Consider the following 18,264-nt stretch of genomic DNA (forward strand, 5'->3'; position numbering starts at 1 on the left):
GAGGAGTCCGTCCCGGCCGAGGTGTCCGGCGTGTCACCGGACCCCGGCGCGCCGGGCGGGTCCGAGGGGCCCGATGAGTCCTCGGAGCCCGGTGCACGGTCCGGGGCGTCCGCGCCGGCGCTCTCGCCCTGGTCCGTCGCCTTCCGCGGTTCCCCGGCCCCGGTGTCCTGCCCGGCGTCCTGCTCCGGGCGCTGGGGCATCGGCGGCCGGCCGCGGCCGCCGGGGGTGTCACGCAGGTACGAGGCCGGCTCGCCGCTCTCCGTGGCGTGGCCCGGGGACCCCGCCGTCGGTCCGCCGCCGTCCCTGCGGCGCAGATAACGCTCGAACTCGCGGGCGATCGCCTCACCGGACGCCTCCGGCAGCTCGGCGGTGTCCCGGGCCTCCTCCAGCGTCTGCACGTACTCGGCGACCTCACTGTCCTCGGCGGCGAGCTGGTCGACGCCGAGCTGCCAGGCCCGCGCGTCCTCGGGCAGCTCGCCCAGCGGAATGCGCAGGTCGATGAGGTCCTCCAGGCGGTTGAGCAGCGCCAGCGTCGCCTTCGGGTTGGGCGGCTGCGACACGTAGTGCGGTACGGCCGCCCACAGGGACACGGCCGGTACGCCGGCGTGCGTGCAGGCCTCCTGGAGGATGCCGACGATGCCCGTGGGGCCCTCGTACTTGGTCTCCTCCAGATCCATCGTGCGGGCCAGGTCGGCGTCCGAGGTGACACCGCTGACCGGCACCGGGCGGGTGTGCGGGGTGTCGCCGAGCAGCGCGCCCAGGATCACCACCAGCTCCACGCCCAGTTCGTGCGCGAACCCGAGCAGTTCGTTGCAGAACGAGCGCCAGCGCATCGACGGCTCGATACCCCGGACCAGCACCAGGTCGCGCGGCTTCTCGCCGCCGATCCGGACCACCGACAGACGCGTGGTCGGCCAGGTGATCTTGCGGACGCCGCCGTCCAGGAACACGGTCGGGCGGTTCACCTGGAAGTCGTAGTAGTCCTCGGCGTCCAGCGCCGCGAACACCTCGCCCTTCCATTCCCTGTCCAGGTGCGCGACCGCGGCGGAGGCGGCGTCGCCGGCGTCGTTCCAGCCTTCGAACGCGGCCACCATGACTGGGTCGATCAGCTCGGGAACCCCCTCCAGCTCGATCACCCAGCGCCTCCTTCCGATCTGCCCTCGCGTACGCCTCAACCTTACGGCGTGCCGAGGGGACCTCCGCAGCCCCCTTGCACGGGGGAGTGAACGGATCACTGCCCCGTCGAAGGCCCGGAAACACGCGAGCCCGCCACCCCGCCCCGCGCTCCCGCCCCCGCCAACTCGTCGGCGGCACCACCCCCGTGGGAGCCGCCCTTGCACGGGGAAGAGGGGCGGCACCCCCCGTGGGAGCCGCCCCTCACCCGTCCGTGGACGCCTACTTGCCGTCGAGCAGGTGCTGCACCTTGCCGCGGACCTCGTCCGTCGCGAGACCGCGGATCGTCAGCGTCGTACGGCGGCGCAGTACGTCGTCCGCCGTCTCGGCCCACTCGTTGTCCCGGGCGTAGACGACCTGCGCCCAGATCTCCGGGGCGTCCGGGTGGACGCGCTCGCCGAGCGCCGGGTTCTCGTTCGCCAGCCGGGCGATGTCGAAGGCCAGCGAGCCGTAGTGGGTGGCCAGATGCCGGGCCGTGTCGGCGGCCATGCGCGGACCGGGCGCCGGGCCGTCCACCAGCAGACGGTGGGCGACCGCGCGCGGGTTGGCGACACCGGGCAGCGGCAGCTTCTTCGGCAGCGTGGACATCGGCTCGAAGTCCTCGCCGAGCGGGCGGCCCGGCAGCGACTCCAGCTTCTTCATGACCGTACGGCCGATGTGCCGGAAGGTGGTCCACTTGCCGCCCGCGACGGACAGCATGCCGCCGCGGCCCTCCGTGACGACCGTCTCGCGCTTGGCCTTCGACGTGTCGCCGGGGCCGCCGGGCAGCACCCGCAGACCGGCGAAGGAGTACGTGATCAGGTCGCGCGAGAGCTGCTGGTCGCGGATGGAGAACGCGGCCTCGTCGAGTATCTGGGCCGTGTCCTTCTCGTTGACCGAGACGTCCGCCGGGTCGCCCTCGTACTCCTCGTCGGTGGTGCCGAGCAGCAGCATGTCCTCCCAGGGGAGGGCGAAGGTGATGCGGTACTTGTCGATCGGGGTGGCCAGCGCCGCCTTCCACGGGGAGGTGCGCTTCAGGACCAGGTGCGCGCCCTTGGACAGCCGGATCGACGGAGCCGCGTTCGGGTCCTCCAGCTTGCGCAGGTGGTCGACCCACGGGCCGGTCGCGTTCAGCACGAGACGGGCGTTCACGCCGAACTCGTCGCCGGACAGCCGGTCCCGCAGCTCGGCGCCCGTCACCCGGCCCCGGGCGAAGCGCAGGCCCGTGACCTCGGCGTGGTTCAGGACCGCCGCCCCCGACTCGACGGCCGCGCGGACCGTCATCAGGGCCATGCGGGAGTCGTTCATCTGGTCGTCGCCGTACACGGCCACGGCCTTGAGGTTGTCGGTGCGCAGCTCGGGCACGTCCTGCGCGGCCTTGGAGGGGCTGAGCAGGTGTCCCACGCCGTCACCGAACGCCGACAGCGCGGAGTAGGCGAAGACGCCCGCTCCGAGCTTCGCCGCGCCGTGCGGCCCGCCCTTGTACACGGGGAGGTAGAACGTGAGCGGATTCGCCAGGTGGGGTGCCACCTGGCGGGAGACCGCACGGCGCTCGAAGTGGTTCTCCGCCACCAGCTTCACCGCGCCGGTCTGCAGGTAGCGCAGACCGCCGTGGAGGAGCTTGGAGGACGCGGAGGAGGTGGCGCCGGCGAAGTCGCCGGCGTCGACCAGAGCCACCCGCAGCCCGGACTGCGCGGCGTGCCAGGCGGTGGAGATGCCCAGGATGCCGCCGCCGATGACGAGGAGGTCGTACGTCGCCTTGGAGAGCTGCTCCCGGGTCTCGGCGCGGCTCGGGTTGGAGCCGGAGGCCGGGTGCGTACCGAGGGCAGGCACGGACTGCAGGGTGGACTGGCTGGTCATTGCGGGTTCTTACTCCTCGTCAGTTCTCGTCTTCGATCCAGCCCATGGTCCGCTCGACGGCCTTGAGCCAGCTCTTGTACTCACGGTCGCGGACGTCCGCGTCCATGTTGGGGGTCCATTCCGCGGCCCGGCGCCAGTTGGCGCGCAGGTCCTCGGTGTTGGTCCAGAAGCCGACGGCCAGACCGGCGGCGTAGGCGGCGCCGAGGCAGGTGGTCTCGGCGACCATCGGGCGCACCACGGGGGCGTCCAGGACGTCGGCCAGGGTCTGCATCAGCAGGTTGTTGGAGGTCATGCCGCCGTCGACCTTGAGCGCCGTGAGCTCGACGCCGGAGTCCTTGGTCATGGCGTCGCTGATCTCACGGGTCTGCCAGGCGGTGGCCTCCAGGACGGCGCGCGCGATGTGCGCCTTGGTGACGTACCGGGTGAGGCCGGCGATCACACCGCGGGCGTCGGGACGCCAGTACGGGGCGAACAGGCCGGAGAAGGCCGGTACGAAGTAGGCGCCGCCGTTGTCCTCGACCGAGGACGCGAGCGTCTCGATCTCGGCGGCGGACTGGATCAGGCCCATCTGGTCGCGCATCCACTGCACCAGCGAGCCGGTGACGGCGATGGAGCCTTCCAGGGCGTAGACCGGCTCCTGCTCGCCGATCCGGTAGCCGACCGTGGTCAGCAGGCCCGAGTACGAGTTGATGATCTTGTCACCGGTGTTCATCAGCATGAAGGTGCCGGTGCCGTACGTGGACTTGGCCTCGCCCTCGGCGAAACAGGTCTGGCCGAAGAGGGCCGCCTGCTGGTCGCCGAGCGCGGAGGCGACCGGGATGCCGCCGAGCAGCTCGCCGAGCGGGCCGCCGGTGACCTCGCCGTACACCTCGGCGGAGGAGCGGATCTCGGGCAGCATCGCCAGCGGGACACCGATCGACTCGGCGATCTTCTCGTCCCAGGCCAGGGTGTGCAGGTTCATCAGCATGGTGCGCGAGGCGTTGGTGACGTCGGTGACGTGCTTGCCGCCGTCGGGACCGCCGGTCAGGTTCCAGATGACCCAGGTGTCCATGGTGCCGAAGAGGATGTCCCCGGCCTCGGCGCGCTCGCGCAGGCCCTCGACGTTGTCGAGCAGCCAGCGCGCCTTGGGTCCCGCGAAGTACGACGCGAGAGGCAGGCCGGTCTCGCGGCGGAAGCGGTCCTGGCCGACGTTGCGGCCGAGTTCCTTGCACAGCGCGTCGGTGCGGGTGTCCTGCCAGACGAGCGCGTTGTGGACGGGCTCACCGGTGTTCTTGTCCCAGAGCAGCGTGGTCTCACGCTGGTTGGTGATGCCGATGGCCTTGATGTCGTCACGGGTGATGTCGGCCTTCGAGATGGCTCCGGCGACGACCTCCTGGACGTTGGTCCAGATCTCGGCGGCGTCGTGCTCGACCCAGCCCGGCTTCGGGAAGATCTGCTCGTGCTCCTTCTGGTCGACGGAGACGATGCGTCCGTCGCGGTCGAAGACGATGCAGCGCGACGAGGTGGTGCCCTGGTCGATGGCGGCGATGAAGGGGCCGGCGGTGTGTGCGTCGGTCACGGTGTGCTCCTGGTGTCCGTGGGAGAGGGGCTGTATACGGCGCGGTGCTTCAAAGCGGTGCTGTGCGGCTCATGGTGCATGGGGCGCGGCTTCCAAGCGTGCTGGAGCGGGGGCTCCTAGGCGAAGGCGACGTTGTATATGCCTGCCGCGATCGCGCCGCCGATGAGCGGGCCGACGACCGGGATCCAGGCGTAGCTCCAGTCGGAACCACCCTTGTTGGGCAGAGGGAGCAGGGCGTGCACGATGCGCGGCCCGAGGTCACGGGCCGGGTTGATCGCGTAGCCGGTGGGGCCACCGAGGGAGAGGCCGATGCCCACCACCACGAAGGAGGTGATCAGGGCACCGAGGACGCCCAGGCCGTCGCCGTCGTTGTTCAGTCCCTGCGTGAGGATCGCGAGGACCAGGACCACGGTGCCGATGATCTCGGTGGCGAGGTTCTGCACGGCGTTGCGGATCTCGGGGCCGGTGGAGAAGACGCCGAGCACCGGTCCCGCGGCCGCCTCCTCGGCCTCGACGGCCTTCACGGCCGGCTTGCCGGAGCCGCCGACGATCTCGCTGTCGGTGAGGTGCGCGAGGAACTGGCCGTAGTAGGCGACCCAGACCAGTGCCGCGCCGATCATGGCGCCGAGAAGCTGCCCGCCCCAGTACGTGGCGAGGTTGCTGTAGTCGTTGTCCTTGATCGCGAGGGCGAGGGTCACGGCCGGGTTGAGGTGCGCGCCCGAGAGCGGCGCCGAGATGTAGACCGCGGTCATGACCGCGAAGCCCCACCCGAAGGCGATGGCAAGCCATCCGGCGGCTCGCGCCTTGGAGGCCTTCAGCGTGACGGCGGCGCACACGCCACCGCCGAGCAGGATGAGAACGGCGGTACCGATGGTCTCGCCGATGAAGATGTCGGAGCTGGACACCCGCGACTCCTTTGTCCTTCGTCCAGGGGAAGCCGAACCCCGGGTCCCACCGGTGGTTCGTGCTCTCGGGGAGTGAGAGCGATGTCGGCCCTGGCATTGGCACACCTTAGCGTCTATTGCCGTTAGGTGTTCGACAATGCCGACCGATGGACGGGAGTCTTGCTCTCGCTTCGCCGACTCGTCAAGGGTTGGGTTATCGAAAGCGGGATCGTTACTGATTGCTGTGTGCTATCAATGCGTCGCCGCTCGTCAGAGGGCATACGAAGGAGGCCGGGAAGCATTCCGCTTCCCGGCCTCGATACCCGCGAACGCCGGACCTCGTCACGTACGAAACCGGGACCGAGGTATGTGAAAAACACCGTCGAACGGTGTACGCGTCAGGGCCGCCGGCCATGGGTGGGCGCGCCCCGCACGCCCCGCACGCCCCGCACGGCACCGCGAGCGCCGCCGGGCGGGACGGTCGCGATGCGGTGGCGGCCGGAACCGCCCGGCGCCCGCTGTACGCGCCGGTACGGCCCCGCGAACGCCGTTCGCGTCAGAACCGCCCCGCGCCCAGGTCGCGCGACACCGCGCGGGCGCAGTCACGTACCGCGGCGATGAGCTCCGGACGCAGCTCCCCGTCCTTGCACACCCGCTCCACGGCCCCGGTGATGCCCACCGCGCCGACCGGCATGCGCCGCCGGTTGTGGATCGGGGCGGCGACCGAGGCGACACCCGTCCACGTCTCCTCGACGTCCTCCGCGTACCCCCGCGCGCGGGTCACGTCGAGAACGCCCTCGAAGTCGTCCAGCTCGCTGATCGTCCGCGGGGTGAACGGCTTGCGCTCGACCTCCAGGACCTCGCTGTGCGCCACCGGGTCGTACGCGGACAGCACCTTGCCCAGGGCCGTGGAGTGCAGCGGCTGCATCGCCCCCACCTCCAGGACCTGCCGGCTGTCGTCCGGCCGGAAGACGTGGTGCACGATCAGGACGCCCTGCTGGTGCAGCACGCCCAGATAGACGCTCTCGCCGCTGGAGCGCGCCAGGTCGTCGGTCCACACCAGGGCGCGCGCCCGCAGTTCGTGCACGTCGAGATAGGTGGTGCCCAGCCGCAGCAGTTCGGCGCCGAGCTGGTAGCGCCCGGAGGCGGAGTCCTGCTCGACGAACCCCTCCTGCTGGAGGGTGCGCAGGATGCCGTGGGCCGTACCCTTGGCCAGGCCGAGCGAGGAGGCGATGTCCGACAGGCCGAGCTGCCGCTCGCCGCCCGCGAGCAGCCGCAGCATGGCCGCTGCCCGTTCGAGCGACTGGATGTTCCGTGCCATCGCCGTGCTGCCTCCGTCCCCTTCGACCGCCGGCGCGACTTCCCGCTGCCGTTCGGCAATGTCGAACACTACCGGTCGTCGCCGAGCTCCCGCCAATGGGTGGTCGCCCCGCGTTCCGTCCCTCTCCACACCGCCGTCACCCCACGCCACGCCCGTCCGTCTCGTGGACGCCCATGCCTGATCCGCGGCGCTCCGGGCTACCCTGACGGCGTGCGCCTTCCATGGGAAGCGCAAAGCCGACAGCCGTCGCACTCCAGGGAGCACCTTCATGGCCTCGTTGCCGAACCCGTCCCTTTCGTCCGGTCCTTCCGAAGGCCGGGAGCGAACCGACGCACTCCGAGAAGCGCTCGCCACCCGTGTGGTGGTGGCCGACGGCGCGATGGGCACGATGCTTCAGGCGCAGGACCCGACGCTCGAGGACTTCGAGGACCTCGAAGGCTGCAACGAGATCCTCAACGTCACCCGCCCCGACATCGTGCGCTCCGTCCACGAGGCGTACTTCGAGGTCGGCGTCGACTGCGTCGAGACGAACACCTTCGGTGCGAACCACTCCGCGATGGCCGAGTACGACATCGCGGACCGCGTGCACGAACTCTCCGAGGCCGGCGCCAGGATCGCCCGTGAGGTCGCCGACGCGTTCGGCGCCCGCGACGGCCGCCAGCGCTGGGTGCTGGGCTCCATCGGCCCCGGCACCAAGCTGCCGACGCTCGGCCACGTCTCCTACGGCACCCTGCGCGACGGCTTCCAGGCCAACGCCGAGGGCCTGCTCGCAGGCGGCGCCGACGCCCTGATCGTCGAGACCACCCAGGACCTGCTCCAGACGAAGTCCTCCGTCCTCGGCGCGCACCGCGCCATGGAGGCCACCGGCGTCCGGGTGCCCCTGCTGGTCTCGATGGCCTTCGAGACCACCGGCACCATGCTGCTCGGCTCCGAGATCGGCGCCGCGCTGACCGCGCTGGAACCCCTCGGCATCGACATGATCGGTCTGAACTGCTCGACCGGCCCCGCCGAGATGAGCGAGCACCTGCGCTATCTCACCCGGCACTCCCGCATCCCCCTGCTGTGCATGCCGAACGCGGGCCTGCCGGTCCTGACGAGGGACGGCGCCCACTTCCCGCTCGACGCCGAGGGACTCGCCGACGCCCAGGAGAACTTCGTACGGGACTACGGCCTCTCCCTCATCGGCGGCTGCTGCGGCACGACCCCGGAGCACCTGCGCCAGGTGGTCGAGCGGGTGAACGGCCTCGCGCCCGCCGAACGCAGCCCGCGGCCCGAGCCCGGCGCCGCCTCCCTCTACCAGACGGTCCCCTTCCGCCAGGACACCGCCTACATGGCGATCGGCGAGCGCACCAACGCCAACGGCTCGAAGAAGTTCCGCGAGGCCATGCTGGAAGCCCGCTGGGACGACTGTGTGGAGATGGCGCGCGACCAGATCCGCGAGGGCGCCCACATGCTCGACCTGTGCGTCGACTACGTCGGCCGCGACGGCGTCGCCGACATGGACGAGCTGGCCGGCCGCTTCGCCACCGCCTCCACCCTGCCCATCGTGCTCGACTCCACCGAGGTCGAGGTCCTGCGCGCGGGCCTGGAACGCCTCGGCGGACGCGCGGTCCTCAACTCCGTCAACTACGAGGACGGCGACGGGCCCGAGTCCCGGTTCGCGAAGGTCACCCAGCTCGCGCGGGAGCACGGCGCCGCGCTCATCGCGCTGACCATCGACGAGGAGGGCCAGGCCCGTACCGTCGAGACCAAGGTCGCCATCGCCGAACGGCTCATCGAGGACCTCACGACCAACTGGGGCATCCACGAGTCCGACATCCTCATCGACACCCTGACCTTCACGATCTGTACCGGCCAGGAGGAGTCCCGCAAGGACGGCATCGCCACGATCGAGGCGATCCGCGAGCTCAAGCGCCGCCGCCCCGACGTCCAGACCACGCTCGGCCTGTCCAACATCTCCTTCGGCCTCAACCCGGCCGCCCGCATCCTGCTCAACTCGGTCTTCCTCGACGAATGCGTCAAGGCGGGCCTGGACTCGGCGATCGTGCACGCCTCCAAGATCCTGCCGATCGCCCGCTTCAGCGAGGAGGAGGTCACCACCGCCCTCGACCTCATCCACGACCGGCGCGCCGAGGGCTACGACCCGCTGCAGAAACTCATGGCCCTCTTCGAGGGCGCCACCACCAAGTCCCTCAAGGCGGGCAAGGCCGAGGAACTGGCCGCACTCCCGCTGGACGAGCGCCTGAAGCGGCGCATCATCGACGGCGAGAAGAACGGGCTGGAAGCCGACCTCGCCGAGGCGCTTCAGGACCGCCCCGCCCTCGACATCGTCAACGAGACCCTGCTCGACGGCATGAAGGTCGTCGGTGAGCTCTTCGGCTCCGGCCAGATGCAGCTCCCCTTCGTGCTCCAGTCCGCCGAGGTCATGAAGACGGCCGTCGCCTACCTCGAACCCCACATGGAGAAGTCGGACGCGGAGGGCAAGGGCACCATCGTGCTGGCCACCGTGCGCGGTGACGTCCACGACATCGGCAAGAACCTCGTCGACATCATCCTGTCCAACAACGGCTACAACGTCGTCAACCTCGGCATCAAGCAGCCGGTCTCCGCGATCCTGGACGCCGCCGAGGAACACAAGGCCGACGTCATCGGCATGTCGGGACTCCTGGTCAAATCCACGGTGATCATGAAGGAGAACCTGGAGGAGCTCAACCAGCGGGGCATGTCCGCCGACTACCCCGTCATCCTCGGCGGCGCGGCCCTGACCAGGGCCTACGTCGAACAGGACCTCCACGAGATCTACCAGGGCGAGGTCCGCTACGCCCGCGACGCCTTCGAGGGCCTGCGCCTCATGGACGCCCTCATCGGCGTCAAGCGCGGAGTGCCCGGCGCGGTACTGCCCGAACTCAAGCAGCGCCGGGTCCGCGCCACCACGGCGGCGCAGGTCGAGGAGCGCCCGCAGGAGGGCCACGTCCGCTCCGACGTCTCCACCGACAACCCCGTCCCCGAGGCCCCCTTCACCGGCACCCGCGTGATCAAGGGCATCCAGCTCAAGGAGTACGCCTCCTGGCTGGACGAGGGCGCCCTCTTCAAGGGCCAGTGGGGCCTCAAGCAGGCCCGCGCCGGCGACGGCCCCACCTACGAGGAACTCGTCGAGACCGAGGGCCGGCCGCGGCTGCGCGGTCTGCTGGACCGGCTCCAGCGGGACAACCTGCTGGAGGCCGCCGTGGTCTACGGCTACTTCCCGTGTGTCTCCAAGGACGACGACCTGATCCTCCTGGACGACCAGGGCAACGAGCGGACCCGCTTCACCTTCCCCCGCCAGAGCCGCGGCCGCCGGCTGTGCCTCGCCGACTTCTTCCGCCCCGAGGAATCGGGCGAGACCGACGTCGTCGGACTCCAGGTCGTCACCGTCGGCTCCCGCATCGGCGAGGAGACCGCCAAGCTCTTCGAGGCCAACGCCTACCGCGACTACCTCGAACTGCACGGCCTGTCCGTCCAGCTCGCCGAAGCCCTCGCCGAGTACTGGCACGCCCGCGTCCGCTCCGAGCTGGGCTTCGCCGGGGAGGACCCCGCCGCGATCGACGACATGTTCGCCCTCAAGTACCGCGGTGCCCGCTTCTCCCTCGGCTACGGCGCCTGCCCCAACCTGGAGGACCGCGCCAAGATCGCGCAGCTCCTGGAACCCGAGCGCATCGGCGTCCACCTCTCCGAGGAGTTCCAGCTCCACCCCGAGCAGTCGACCGACGCGATCGTCATCCACCACCCGGAGGCCAAGTACTTCAACGCACGGTGACGGCCCCGACGCGCCGGGGCCCGCGCCACGACGCACACTGATCGGATAAGTCGTACACTGGTCGGTCCATCGCAGGCCGGTTGTCCCCTGACGTACAGGGAGCGACCGGCCTGATCGTCCCTCAAGGAGGTGCGCCAGGATGACCAGTACGGTCCCCGCGCTCGGAACCCGTACGGCCGAAGGCTCAGCCCTGCAGGCCGTACTCCTCGACATGGACGGAACCCTCGTGGACACCGAGGGCTTCTGGTGGGACGTGGAGGTCGCGGTCTTCGCGGCCCTCGGGCACGCGCTGGACGAGTCCTGGCGCCATGTGGTGGTCGGCGGGCCGATGACCCGCAGCGCCGGATTCCTCATCGAGGCCACCGGCGCCGACATCGCCCTCCCCGAACTGTCCGTGCTGCTCAACGACGGTTTCGAGGAGCGCATCGGCCACTCGCTGCCGCTGATGCCGGGCGCCGCCAGACTCCTCGCCGAACTCGCCGCGCACGAGATCCCCACCGCCCTCGTCTCCGCCTCGCACCGGCGGATCATCGACCGCGTCCTGGGCGCGATCGGGTCCCACTACTTCGCCCTGACCGTCGCGGGCGACGAGGTCGAGCGGACCAAGCCGTTCCCCGACCCCTACCTCCTCGCGGCAGCCCGGCTCGGCGCCGAACCGGCCCGCTGCGCCGTCATCGAGGACACCTCGACGGGTGTCGCCTCCGCCGAGGCCGCGGGCTGCCAGGTGGTCGCCGTGCCCTCGGTCGCGCCCATCGCCCCGGCCGCCCGGCGCACGGTCGTGAATTCCCTCGAAGAGGTCGACCTGCCTTTTCTGCACCGTCTGATGACAAAAGCCACCTGAAAGATCACCGAACGCCGATCAAGCAATCACTCAGCGTGCGGATCGCAGATTGCGGGAAAGTCACGGCCGCTCCGTGTGGTAAGCGCGGGCGAGGGACTGCCGGAATGCATAACGGGGCGGATCGACGAATTCCGGTACGCTTCAATCAATTTTACGGTGTGACGTTCGCCACGTGACGGAGGGTCGACAGCGGGACCGACTTGTGCCCGCCCCGCCCATTCGTGAAGCTTCGGTGTGCCCTTGTGTCCCGATTGATGGAACGCTGCACTAATCCTTCCCGTGTCGGGTTATCGGTGCGTCCACGCCCGGTTTCGCAGCGTGAGCGGAAGACCGCTCCGGCACAGACTGGCCGGCCTTGTGGTGCGGACTAATGTCATCGCGAGAACATCGCCGTATCCCCGTGACCGAGCCGCGCCACCCCTGCTTGCCGGTTCGCGGAACCTACAGCTCTGGAGAAACACGAGCATGAACCGCAAGACTTTGGTGCTGCCGGCCGTGGTCGGCCTGCTCGCCCCAGTGCTCGCCGCGTGCGGCGGGTCCGCCAGCGGGGGCGACAGCGGGGATGCCATCGTTGTCGGTACCACGGACCAGTTCACCGCCTCGAAGGAAGCCCCGGCTCCCTTCGACCCGGCGTACGCCTACGACGTCGGCACCTGGAACGTGCTCCGTCAGACCGTGCAGACGCTGATGGTGCAGCCGCGTGGTGACGGTGACCCGCAGCCCGAGGCCGCCGAGAAGTGCGGATTCACCGACAGCGGCAACGAGCGCTACTCGTGCACGCTGCGCGAGGGCCTGGAGTTCTCCAACGGTGACGCGATCACCGCGAAGGACGTCAAGTTCTCGATCGACCGCGCCAGGGCCATCAAGGCCGACTCGGGCGTCTTCGCCCTGCTCTCGACCATCGACACCGTCGAGACCCGCGGCGACCGCGAGGTGATCTTCCACCTCAACAGCGCCGACGCGACCTTCCCGTTCAAGCTGTCGACCCCGGTCGCCGGCATCGTGAACCCGAACGACTACGAGAAGAACAAGCTGCGCGACGGCTTCTCGGTCGACGGTTCCGGCCCCTACACCGTGGAGACCGAGGTCAAGGACGACATCGTCGTCAAGGCCGTCTTCACGAAGAACTCCCACTACAAGGGGCAGTTGAAGGTCAAGAACTCCAAGGTCGAGCTGCGCTCCTTCACGGACGCCGGCGAGATGGGCACCGCCCTCGAAAAGGGCGACATCGACCTGATGACGCGCTCCATGACGCCGGACCAGATCACCAAGCTGGACAACGCTTCGGGCGGCAACGTCAACCTGAACGAGATGCCCGGTCTGGAAATCCGCTACCTCGCCTTCAACACGAACTCCGCCTCGGTGAAGTCGACGGCCGTCCGCCAGGCCATGGCCCAGATCATCAACCGCGGCGAGCTCGTCTCCAAGGTCTACGGATCGCAGGCCGAGCCGCTCTACTCGATGGTCCCGGCGACCATCGCGGGCCACGCCAACGCGTTCATCAACAAGTACGGCGACCCGAGCGTCAGCAGGGCCCAGGCGGTGCTCACCAAGGCCGGCATCACCACCCCGGTCAAGGTCACCCTTCACTACACGACCGACCACTACGGTTCGGCCACCGAGAAGGAGTTCGAGGTCCTGAAGGCGCAGCTCAACAAGAGCCGCCTCTTCGACGTCAGCATCCAGGGCACGACCTGGGACAAGTTCGTCCCGGCCGAGCGCGCCGGCAAGTACGACGTCTGGGGCATGGGCTGGTTCCCCGACTTCCCCGACGCCGACAACTACCTGGCGCCGTTCCTCGACAAGGACAACTTCCTCAAGTCGCCCTACTCGAACCCCGAGATCATCAAGAACCTCATCCCCGCCTCCCGGCGCGAGGAGGACCGCACGTCCTCCAAGGCCCTCACGACCATGCAGGACATCGTCGCCAACGACGTCCCGCTGATCCCGCTCTGGCAGGGCAAGCAGTACATCGCCGCGCGTGACGACATCACGGGCTCGGAGTGGGCACTCAACTCCTCCTCCACGCTCCAGCTCTGGGAGCTGGGCCGCGGCGTCAGCGAGTAACCGCGCCGACCGACCCGGGGCCACCAGGCCCCGGGCCCGACCCGGGACCCCCGACGGTCCCGGGTCTTTCGGGTTCCACGACCCGGCACACACCCCCGCACGGGCGCCGCACACGGCTTTGCACGTCAAAGGGCGCCCGTTCCTCGGCGGAACGGGCGCCCTCACGCGTCGGACGGACAAACCGCCCCGGGCACTACTGCGCCCCGGGACGCACCAGCCCGCTCTCGTACGCGTAGACCGCCGCCTGCACCCGGTCGCGCAGCCCCAGCTTCGTCAGTACATGCCCGACATGCGTCTTGACCGTGGTCTCGCTGACGAACAGATCGGCCGCGATCTCCGCGTTCGACAGACCACGCGCCACCAGCTTCAACACCTCGACCTCACGGTCGGTCAACGTGTGCAACGTGTCCGGAACCGGCTCGTCCCCCGACGGGAGATGACCCGCGTACTTGTCCAGCAGCCGACGCGTGATGCTCGGCGCGAGCATCGCCTCACCCGCCGCGACCACCCGGATCGCCTGCACCAGCTCATTGGCCGGCGCGTCCTTGAGCAGGAAACCGCTGGCACCCGCCCGAAGCGCCTCCACCACGTACTCGTCGAGGTCGAACGTCGTCAGCACCAGAACCTTCGCCGGACCGTCCCGGCCCGGACCCGTGATCTGCCGCGTCGCCTCCACACCGTCCATCCGCGGCATACGGATGTCCATCAGAACCACATCGGGCTGCAGAGCACGCACCTGATCGAGTGCCTGGAGACCGTCACCGGCCTCGCCGACGACCGCGAGGTCCGGCTCCGCTTCCAGAATCATCCGGAAGCCGGTGCGCAGCAGCGGCTGGTCGTCGACCAGTAGGACGCGGATGGCCACGTAAGTCTCCTTCGCTAGTCCGGCCCCATTCTGCCCTGCTCCACGGCGCCCGACCCGGGCGCCCTGACCGGGAGCGGATATGCCGGGGGAGTACCACCGAATTCCGGACACACCGCCTGGTGATCGCACCAGCCGCAGAGCTTCGTGGGACGCGGCCGCCACTCGCCCGTCTCCGTCGCCTCCCGGATCGCGTCCCACAGCGCCAGCAGCTTGCGCTCCACACGCTCCAGATCCCCGATCTCCGGGTCGTACGTCAGCACGTCACCGCTGCCCAGATAGACGAGCTGAAGACGGCGCGGAACCACCCGCTTCAACCGCCACACCACCAGCGCGTAGAACTTCATCTGGAACAGGGCGCCCTCGGCATACTCCGGCCGCGGCGCCTTCCCCGTCTTGTAGTCCACGATCCGGACCTCGCCCGACGGAGCGACATCGACCCGGTCGATGATCCCGCGCAGCGTCAGCCCGGAATCCAGCCGCGCCTCGACGAACAGCTCCCGCTCCGCGGGCTCCAGCCGCGTCGGATCCTCCAGCGTGAACCAGCGCTCCACCAGCCGCTCCGCCTCCGACAGCCAACGGGCCAGCCGCTCGCCCTCCGGATCGTCCGCGAACAGCTCCACGACCTCCGGCTTCGTCTCCCGCAGCCGGTCCCACTGCGCGGGGATCAACGACTTGGCACGCGGAGCCGTCCGGTCGGCGGCCGGAGCGTCGAACAACCGCTCCAGGACCGCGTGCACCAGCGTCCCCCTCGTCGCCGCCTCACTCGGCTTCTCCGGCAGCTTGTCGATCACCCGGAACCGGTACAGCAACGGACACTGCATGAAGTCACTGGCACGCGAGGGCGACAGCGAGGCGGGAGCGCGCGCGGCCGCGGGAGCCGGACCTTCGGCGACGGCTCCGCCGGCCACGGCCGCTTCTTCGGGCACGGCGCCCTCGGTGCTGGTTTCCATGACAACAGACCATAAGGCCCGCCACCGACAGCGAACCGGTCCCGGCGGGCACCACGGCACGGAAAACTGAAGGGGTGCCGGGGCGGAACGCACCGCGACGGCCGCATACCATCGACCCCAGACCCTCCCGCTCCGCACGACCCGGGGGCGGGGAACGCTTCGAACGAGGGGACATCGTGGACGAGAGCGGCGGGAGCGGGCAGCCGCGGTCCGGCACCGACGAGGCGACCGAGCACCACGAGAGGCCGTCGGCCTCCAACGGTCCCTCCTCGGACGCGCGCCCCGGGCCGGCAGGGCCCGGGACCACCGGGCCGAAGCCCACGGCCCCCGGACACGACTCCACCGAACGCACCGACGCAACCACCCCCCACGGCGAGCACTCCGAGCCCGTCGGCACCTCCGGGGGCCCTGAGCCCACCCGGACCTCCGAGCCCGCCGAACCCTCCGAGCCCGCCGAACCCTCCGAGCCCGCCGAACCCTCCGAGCCCGCCGAACCCTCCGAGCCCGCCGAACCCTCCGAGCCCGCCGAACCCTCAGAGTCCACCGAGGCCTCAGAGTCCACCGAGGCCTCCGAGCCCACGGACCGCTCCGGGTCCTCCGAGACCACTGGAGCCTCCGAGTCCTCCGAGCCCTCGGGGAGCTCTGGGCCCCTTGAGCCCACAAATTCTTCCGGGGCCGCCGGGTCCTCCGCCGGGCCGTCCGGACCCTTCGACGCCGCCCAGCCGTCCGACGGCCGGGGCCAGGACCACCACGATCCCGCCGGCGCCCACCGCACCCCCGCCCGCACCGGCACCACCAAAGGACGGCCCCCGCGCCGCCCCAAGGAACCCGGCGGCGGACTCCTCATGGGCCGCCCCTTCGGCGTACCCGTATATGTCGCACCGAGCTGGTTCCTCGTCGCCGCCCTGATCACCTGGGTCTTCGGCGGCCAGCTCGACCGCGTCCTGCCCGACCTCGGCGCAGCCCGCTACCTCGTCTCCCTCTTCTTCGCCGTCGCCTTCTACGCCTCCGTCCTCGTCCACGAACTCGCCCACACCGTCGCCGCCCTCCGCTTCAAACTCCCCGTCCGCCGCATCCAGCTCCAGTTCTTCGGCGGCGTCTCCGAGATCGAGAAGGAAGCCGAGACCCCCGGCCGCGAATTCATCCTTGCCTTCGTCGGCCCCCTCCTCTCCCTCGTCCTGTCCGGCCTCTTCTACCTCGCCATGCTCCCCGTCGAGCCCGGCACCGTCCCCGGCGTCCTCCTCGGCGGCCTGATGATCTCCAACCTCATCGTGGCCGCCTTCAACCTGCTCCCCGGCCTCCCCCTCGACGGCGGCCGCATGCTCCGAGCCGTCGTGTGGAAGATCACCGGCAGGGCCATGAGCGGCACCGTCGCCGCAGCCTGGGTCGGCCGCGCCCTCGCCGTCTCCGTCCTCATCGGACTGCCGCTCCTCACCCAGTCCGAGACCCTCGGCAACGCCCCCGAGAACGCCGGCAGCATGGACACCATCACCGACGCCCTCCTCGCCGCCATCCTCGCGGCGATCATCTGGACCGGCGCCGGCAACAGCCTCCGCATGGCCCGCCTGCGCGAACACCTCCCCGAACTGCGCGCCCGCTCCCTCACCCGCCGCGCCGTCCCCGTCGAGACCACCACCCCCCTCTCCGAAGCACTCCGCCGCGCCAACGACGTCGGCGCCCGCGCCCTCGTCGTCGTCGACGCCGACGGCGAACCCCTCTCCCTCGTCCGCGAAGCCGCCATCGTCGGCGTACCCGAACACCGCCGACCCTGGGTCGCCGTCAGCGGCCTCGCCCAGGACCTCACCGACGGCATGCGCGTCTCCGCCGAACTCGCCGGAGAAGACCTCCTCGACGTCCTGCGCGCCAGCCCCGCCACCGAGTACCTCGTCGTCGAGGACTCCGGCGAGATCTACGGTGTCCTCTCCGCCGCCGACGTGGAACGCGCCTTCGTCAAAGCCATGGCCCGCCCCTCCTGAGCGTGGTCGGCGGCCCCGCCCGGGACCGGTAGGCTGTTCACATGTCCGAACCGACCGGTGCCGCCCGCAGGCGCGGGCCCTTCAAGGTCGGGGACCAGGTTCAGCTGACCGACCCCAAGGGCCGCCACTACACGTTCACGCTCGAGGCCGGGAAGAACTTCCACACCCACAAGGGTTCCTTCCCCCACGACGAGCTGATCGGTGCTCCCGAGGGCAGCGTTGTCCGCACCACGGGGAACGTCGCCTACCTCGCGCTGCGCCCCCTGCTCCCCGACTACGTCCTGTCCATGCCCCGCGGCGCCGCCGTGGTCTACCCCAAGGACGCGGGGCAGATCCTGGCCTTCGCCGACATCTTCCCCGGCGCCCGCGTCGTGGAAGCGGGGGTCGGCTCCGGCTCACTGAGCAGCTTCCTGCTCCGCGCCATCGGCGACCAGGGCATGCTGCACTCCTACGAGCGCCGCGAGGACTTCGCCGAGATCGCCCAGCAGAACGTGGAGCGCTACTTCGGCGGACCCCACCCCGCCTGGCAGCTCACCGTCGGTGACCTCCAGGACAACCTGAGCGACACCGACGTCGACCGGGTCATCCTCGACATGCTCGCCCCCTGGGAATGCCTGGAGGCCGTCTCCAAGGCACTCGTCCCCGGCGGCATCCTCTGCTGCTACGTGGCGACCACCACCCAGCTCGCGCGGACCGTCGAGTCGATCCGCGAGATCGGCTGCTTCAACGAGCCGACCGCCTGGGAATCGATGATCCGCAACTGGCACATCGAGGGCCTGGCCGTCCGCCCGGACCACCGCATGATCGGCCACACCGGCTTCCTGCTCACCGCCCGCCGCCTCGCGGACGGCGTCGAACCGCCCATGCGCCGCCGCCGCCCCTCCAAGGGCTCGTACGGCGAGGACTACTCCGGCCCGAACGCCGACGGCGGCGCCGGTCGCTGACGTACCCAACGCACCACGCCTGTGGCCGAGTTCCCGGAACCCTCCGGGAA

Annotated in this window: 12 protein-coding genes; 5 read left to right on the forward strand and 7 right to left on the reverse strand. The window is 70.1% G+C overall.

Translation table 11 applies throughout. The features are described from left to right. The 5 genes from ACFXGX_RS40165 to ACFXGX_RS40185 form a co-directional block, all read right to left on the reverse strand. On the reverse strand, nucleotides 1–1,136 hold a 1,136-nt coding region (locus ACFXGX_RS40165), incomplete at its 3' end, for a PAC2 family protein (RefSeq protein WP_384802402.1). Nucleotides 1,137–1,395: 259 nt separating this feature from the next. Beyond that, nucleotides 1,396–3,012 (reverse strand): FAD-dependent oxidoreductase, encoded by a 1,617-nt coding sequence (locus ACFXGX_RS40170; protein ID WP_384802405.1) that lies wholly within the window; start codon nucleotides 3,010–3,012, stop codon nucleotides 1,396–1,398. A 19-nt stretch (nucleotides 3,013–3,031) separates the two neighbouring features. Then, nucleotides 3,032–4,570 (reverse strand): glycerol kinase GlpK, encoded by a 1,539-nt coding sequence (gene glpK, locus ACFXGX_RS40175; RefSeq protein ID WP_384802408.1) that lies wholly within the window; start codon nucleotides 4,568–4,570, stop codon nucleotides 3,032–3,034. A 116-nt stretch (nucleotides 4,571–4,686) separates the two neighbouring features. Then, nucleotides 4,687–5,475 (reverse strand): MIP/aquaporin family protein, encoded by a 789-nt coding sequence (locus ACFXGX_RS40180; protein ID WP_384802411.1) that lies wholly within the window; start codon nucleotides 5,473–5,475, stop codon nucleotides 4,687–4,689. A gap of 535 nt (nucleotides 5,476–6,010) precedes the next feature. Next, complete coding sequence (locus ACFXGX_RS40185) at nucleotides 6,011–6,775, reverse strand: IclR family transcriptional regulator (RefSeq protein ID WP_384802414.1); 765 nt, start codon at nucleotides 6,773–6,775, stop codon at nucleotides 6,011–6,013. 268 nt (nucleotides 6,776–7,043) lie between these two features. Here ACFXGX_RS40185 and metH point away from each other — a divergent pair, with 268 nt between their 5' ends. The 3 genes from metH to ACFXGX_RS40200 all read left to right on the forward strand — a co-directional run bounded on the left by metH (nucleotide 7,044) and on the right by ACFXGX_RS40200 (nucleotide 13,479). Beyond that, complete coding sequence (gene metH, locus ACFXGX_RS40190) at nucleotides 7,044–10,571, forward strand: methionine synthase (RefSeq protein WP_384802417.1); 3,528 nt, start codon at nucleotides 7,044–7,046, stop codon at nucleotides 10,569–10,571. A gap of 139 nt (nucleotides 10,572–10,710) precedes the next feature. Beyond that, the gene (locus ACFXGX_RS40195) at nucleotides 10,711–11,412 is read left to right on the forward strand and encodes an HAD family hydrolase (protein WP_384802420.1); all 702 of its coding nucleotides are present in this window, start codon (nucleotides 10,711–10,713) and stop codon (nucleotides 11,410–11,412) included. A gap of 465 nt (nucleotides 11,413–11,877) precedes the next feature. Then, complete coding sequence (locus tag ACFXGX_RS40200) at nucleotides 11,878–13,479, forward strand: ABC transporter substrate-binding protein (RefSeq protein WP_384802423.1); 1,602 nt, start codon at nucleotides 11,878–11,880, stop codon at nucleotides 13,477–13,479. Between the two features lie 193 nt (nucleotides 13,480–13,672). Here the strand turns inward: ACFXGX_RS40200 and ACFXGX_RS40205 are convergent, their stop codons facing one another. Beyond that, nucleotides 13,673–14,344: a response regulator transcription factor gene (locus ACFXGX_RS40205; RefSeq protein ID WP_037628456.1), complete on the reverse strand. Its 672-nt coding sequence runs from the start codon at nucleotides 14,342–14,344 to the stop codon at nucleotides 13,673–13,675. Nucleotides 14,345–14,358: 14 nt separating this feature from the next. Continuing rightward, nucleotides 14,359–15,294: a RecB family exonuclease gene (locus ACFXGX_RS40210; protein ID WP_384802426.1), complete on the reverse strand. Its 936-nt coding sequence runs from the start codon at nucleotides 15,292–15,294 to the stop codon at nucleotides 14,359–14,361. A 176-nt stretch (nucleotides 15,295–15,470) separates the two neighbouring features. On the opposite strand from ACFXGX_RS40210, the gene ACFXGX_RS40215 reads away from it, so the two are divergent. Together ACFXGX_RS40215 and ACFXGX_RS40220 are read left to right on the forward strand one after the other, a co-directional pair. Then, nucleotides 15,471–17,270: a site-2 protease family protein gene (locus ACFXGX_RS40215; protein WP_384802429.1), complete on the forward strand. Its 1,800-nt coding sequence runs from the start codon at nucleotides 15,471–15,473 to the stop codon at nucleotides 17,268–17,270. Nucleotides 17,271–17,311: 41 nt separating this feature from the next. After that, a complete protein-coding gene (locus ACFXGX_RS40220; protein ID WP_384802432.1) occupies nucleotides 17,312–18,214 on the forward strand; it encodes a tRNA (adenine-N1)-methyltransferase in 903 nt (300 codons plus the stop codon). Nucleotides 18,215–18,264 lie beyond the last annotated feature (50 nt).

It is taken from the genome of Streptomyces sp. NPDC059371 (genome assembly GCF_042751995.1).
Lineage (GTDB): Bacteria > Actinomycetota > Actinomycetes > Streptomycetales > Streptomycetaceae > Streptomyces.

Coding starts and splice junctions, on each gene's coding strand:
- metH (WP_384802417.1), top strand. CDS start 7,044: ATGGCCTCGTTGCCGAACCCGTCCCTTTCGTCCGGTCCTTCCGAAGGC.
- ACFXGX_RS40170 (WP_384802405.1), bottom strand. CDS start 3,012: ATGACCAGCCAGTCCACCCTGCAGTCCGTGCCTGCCCTCGGTACGCAC.
- ACFXGX_RS40200 (WP_384802423.1), top strand. CDS start 11,878: ATGAACCGCAAGACTTTGGTGCTGCCGGCCGTGGTCGGCCTGCTCGCC.
- ACFXGX_RS40210 (WP_384802426.1), bottom strand. CDS start 15,294: ATGGAAACCAGCACCGAGGGCGCCGTGCCCGAAGAAGCGGCCGTGGCC.
- ACFXGX_RS40185 (WP_384802414.1), bottom strand. CDS start 6,775: ATGGCACGGAACATCCAGTCGCTCGAACGGGCAGCGGCCATGCTGCGG.
- ACFXGX_RS40195 (WP_384802420.1), top strand. CDS start 10,711: ATGACCAGTACGGTCCCCGCGCTCGGAACCCGTACGGCCGAAGGCTCA.
- ACFXGX_RS40220 (WP_384802432.1), top strand. CDS start 17,312: ATGTCCGAACCGACCGGTGCCGCCCGCAGGCGCGGGCCCTTCAAGGTC.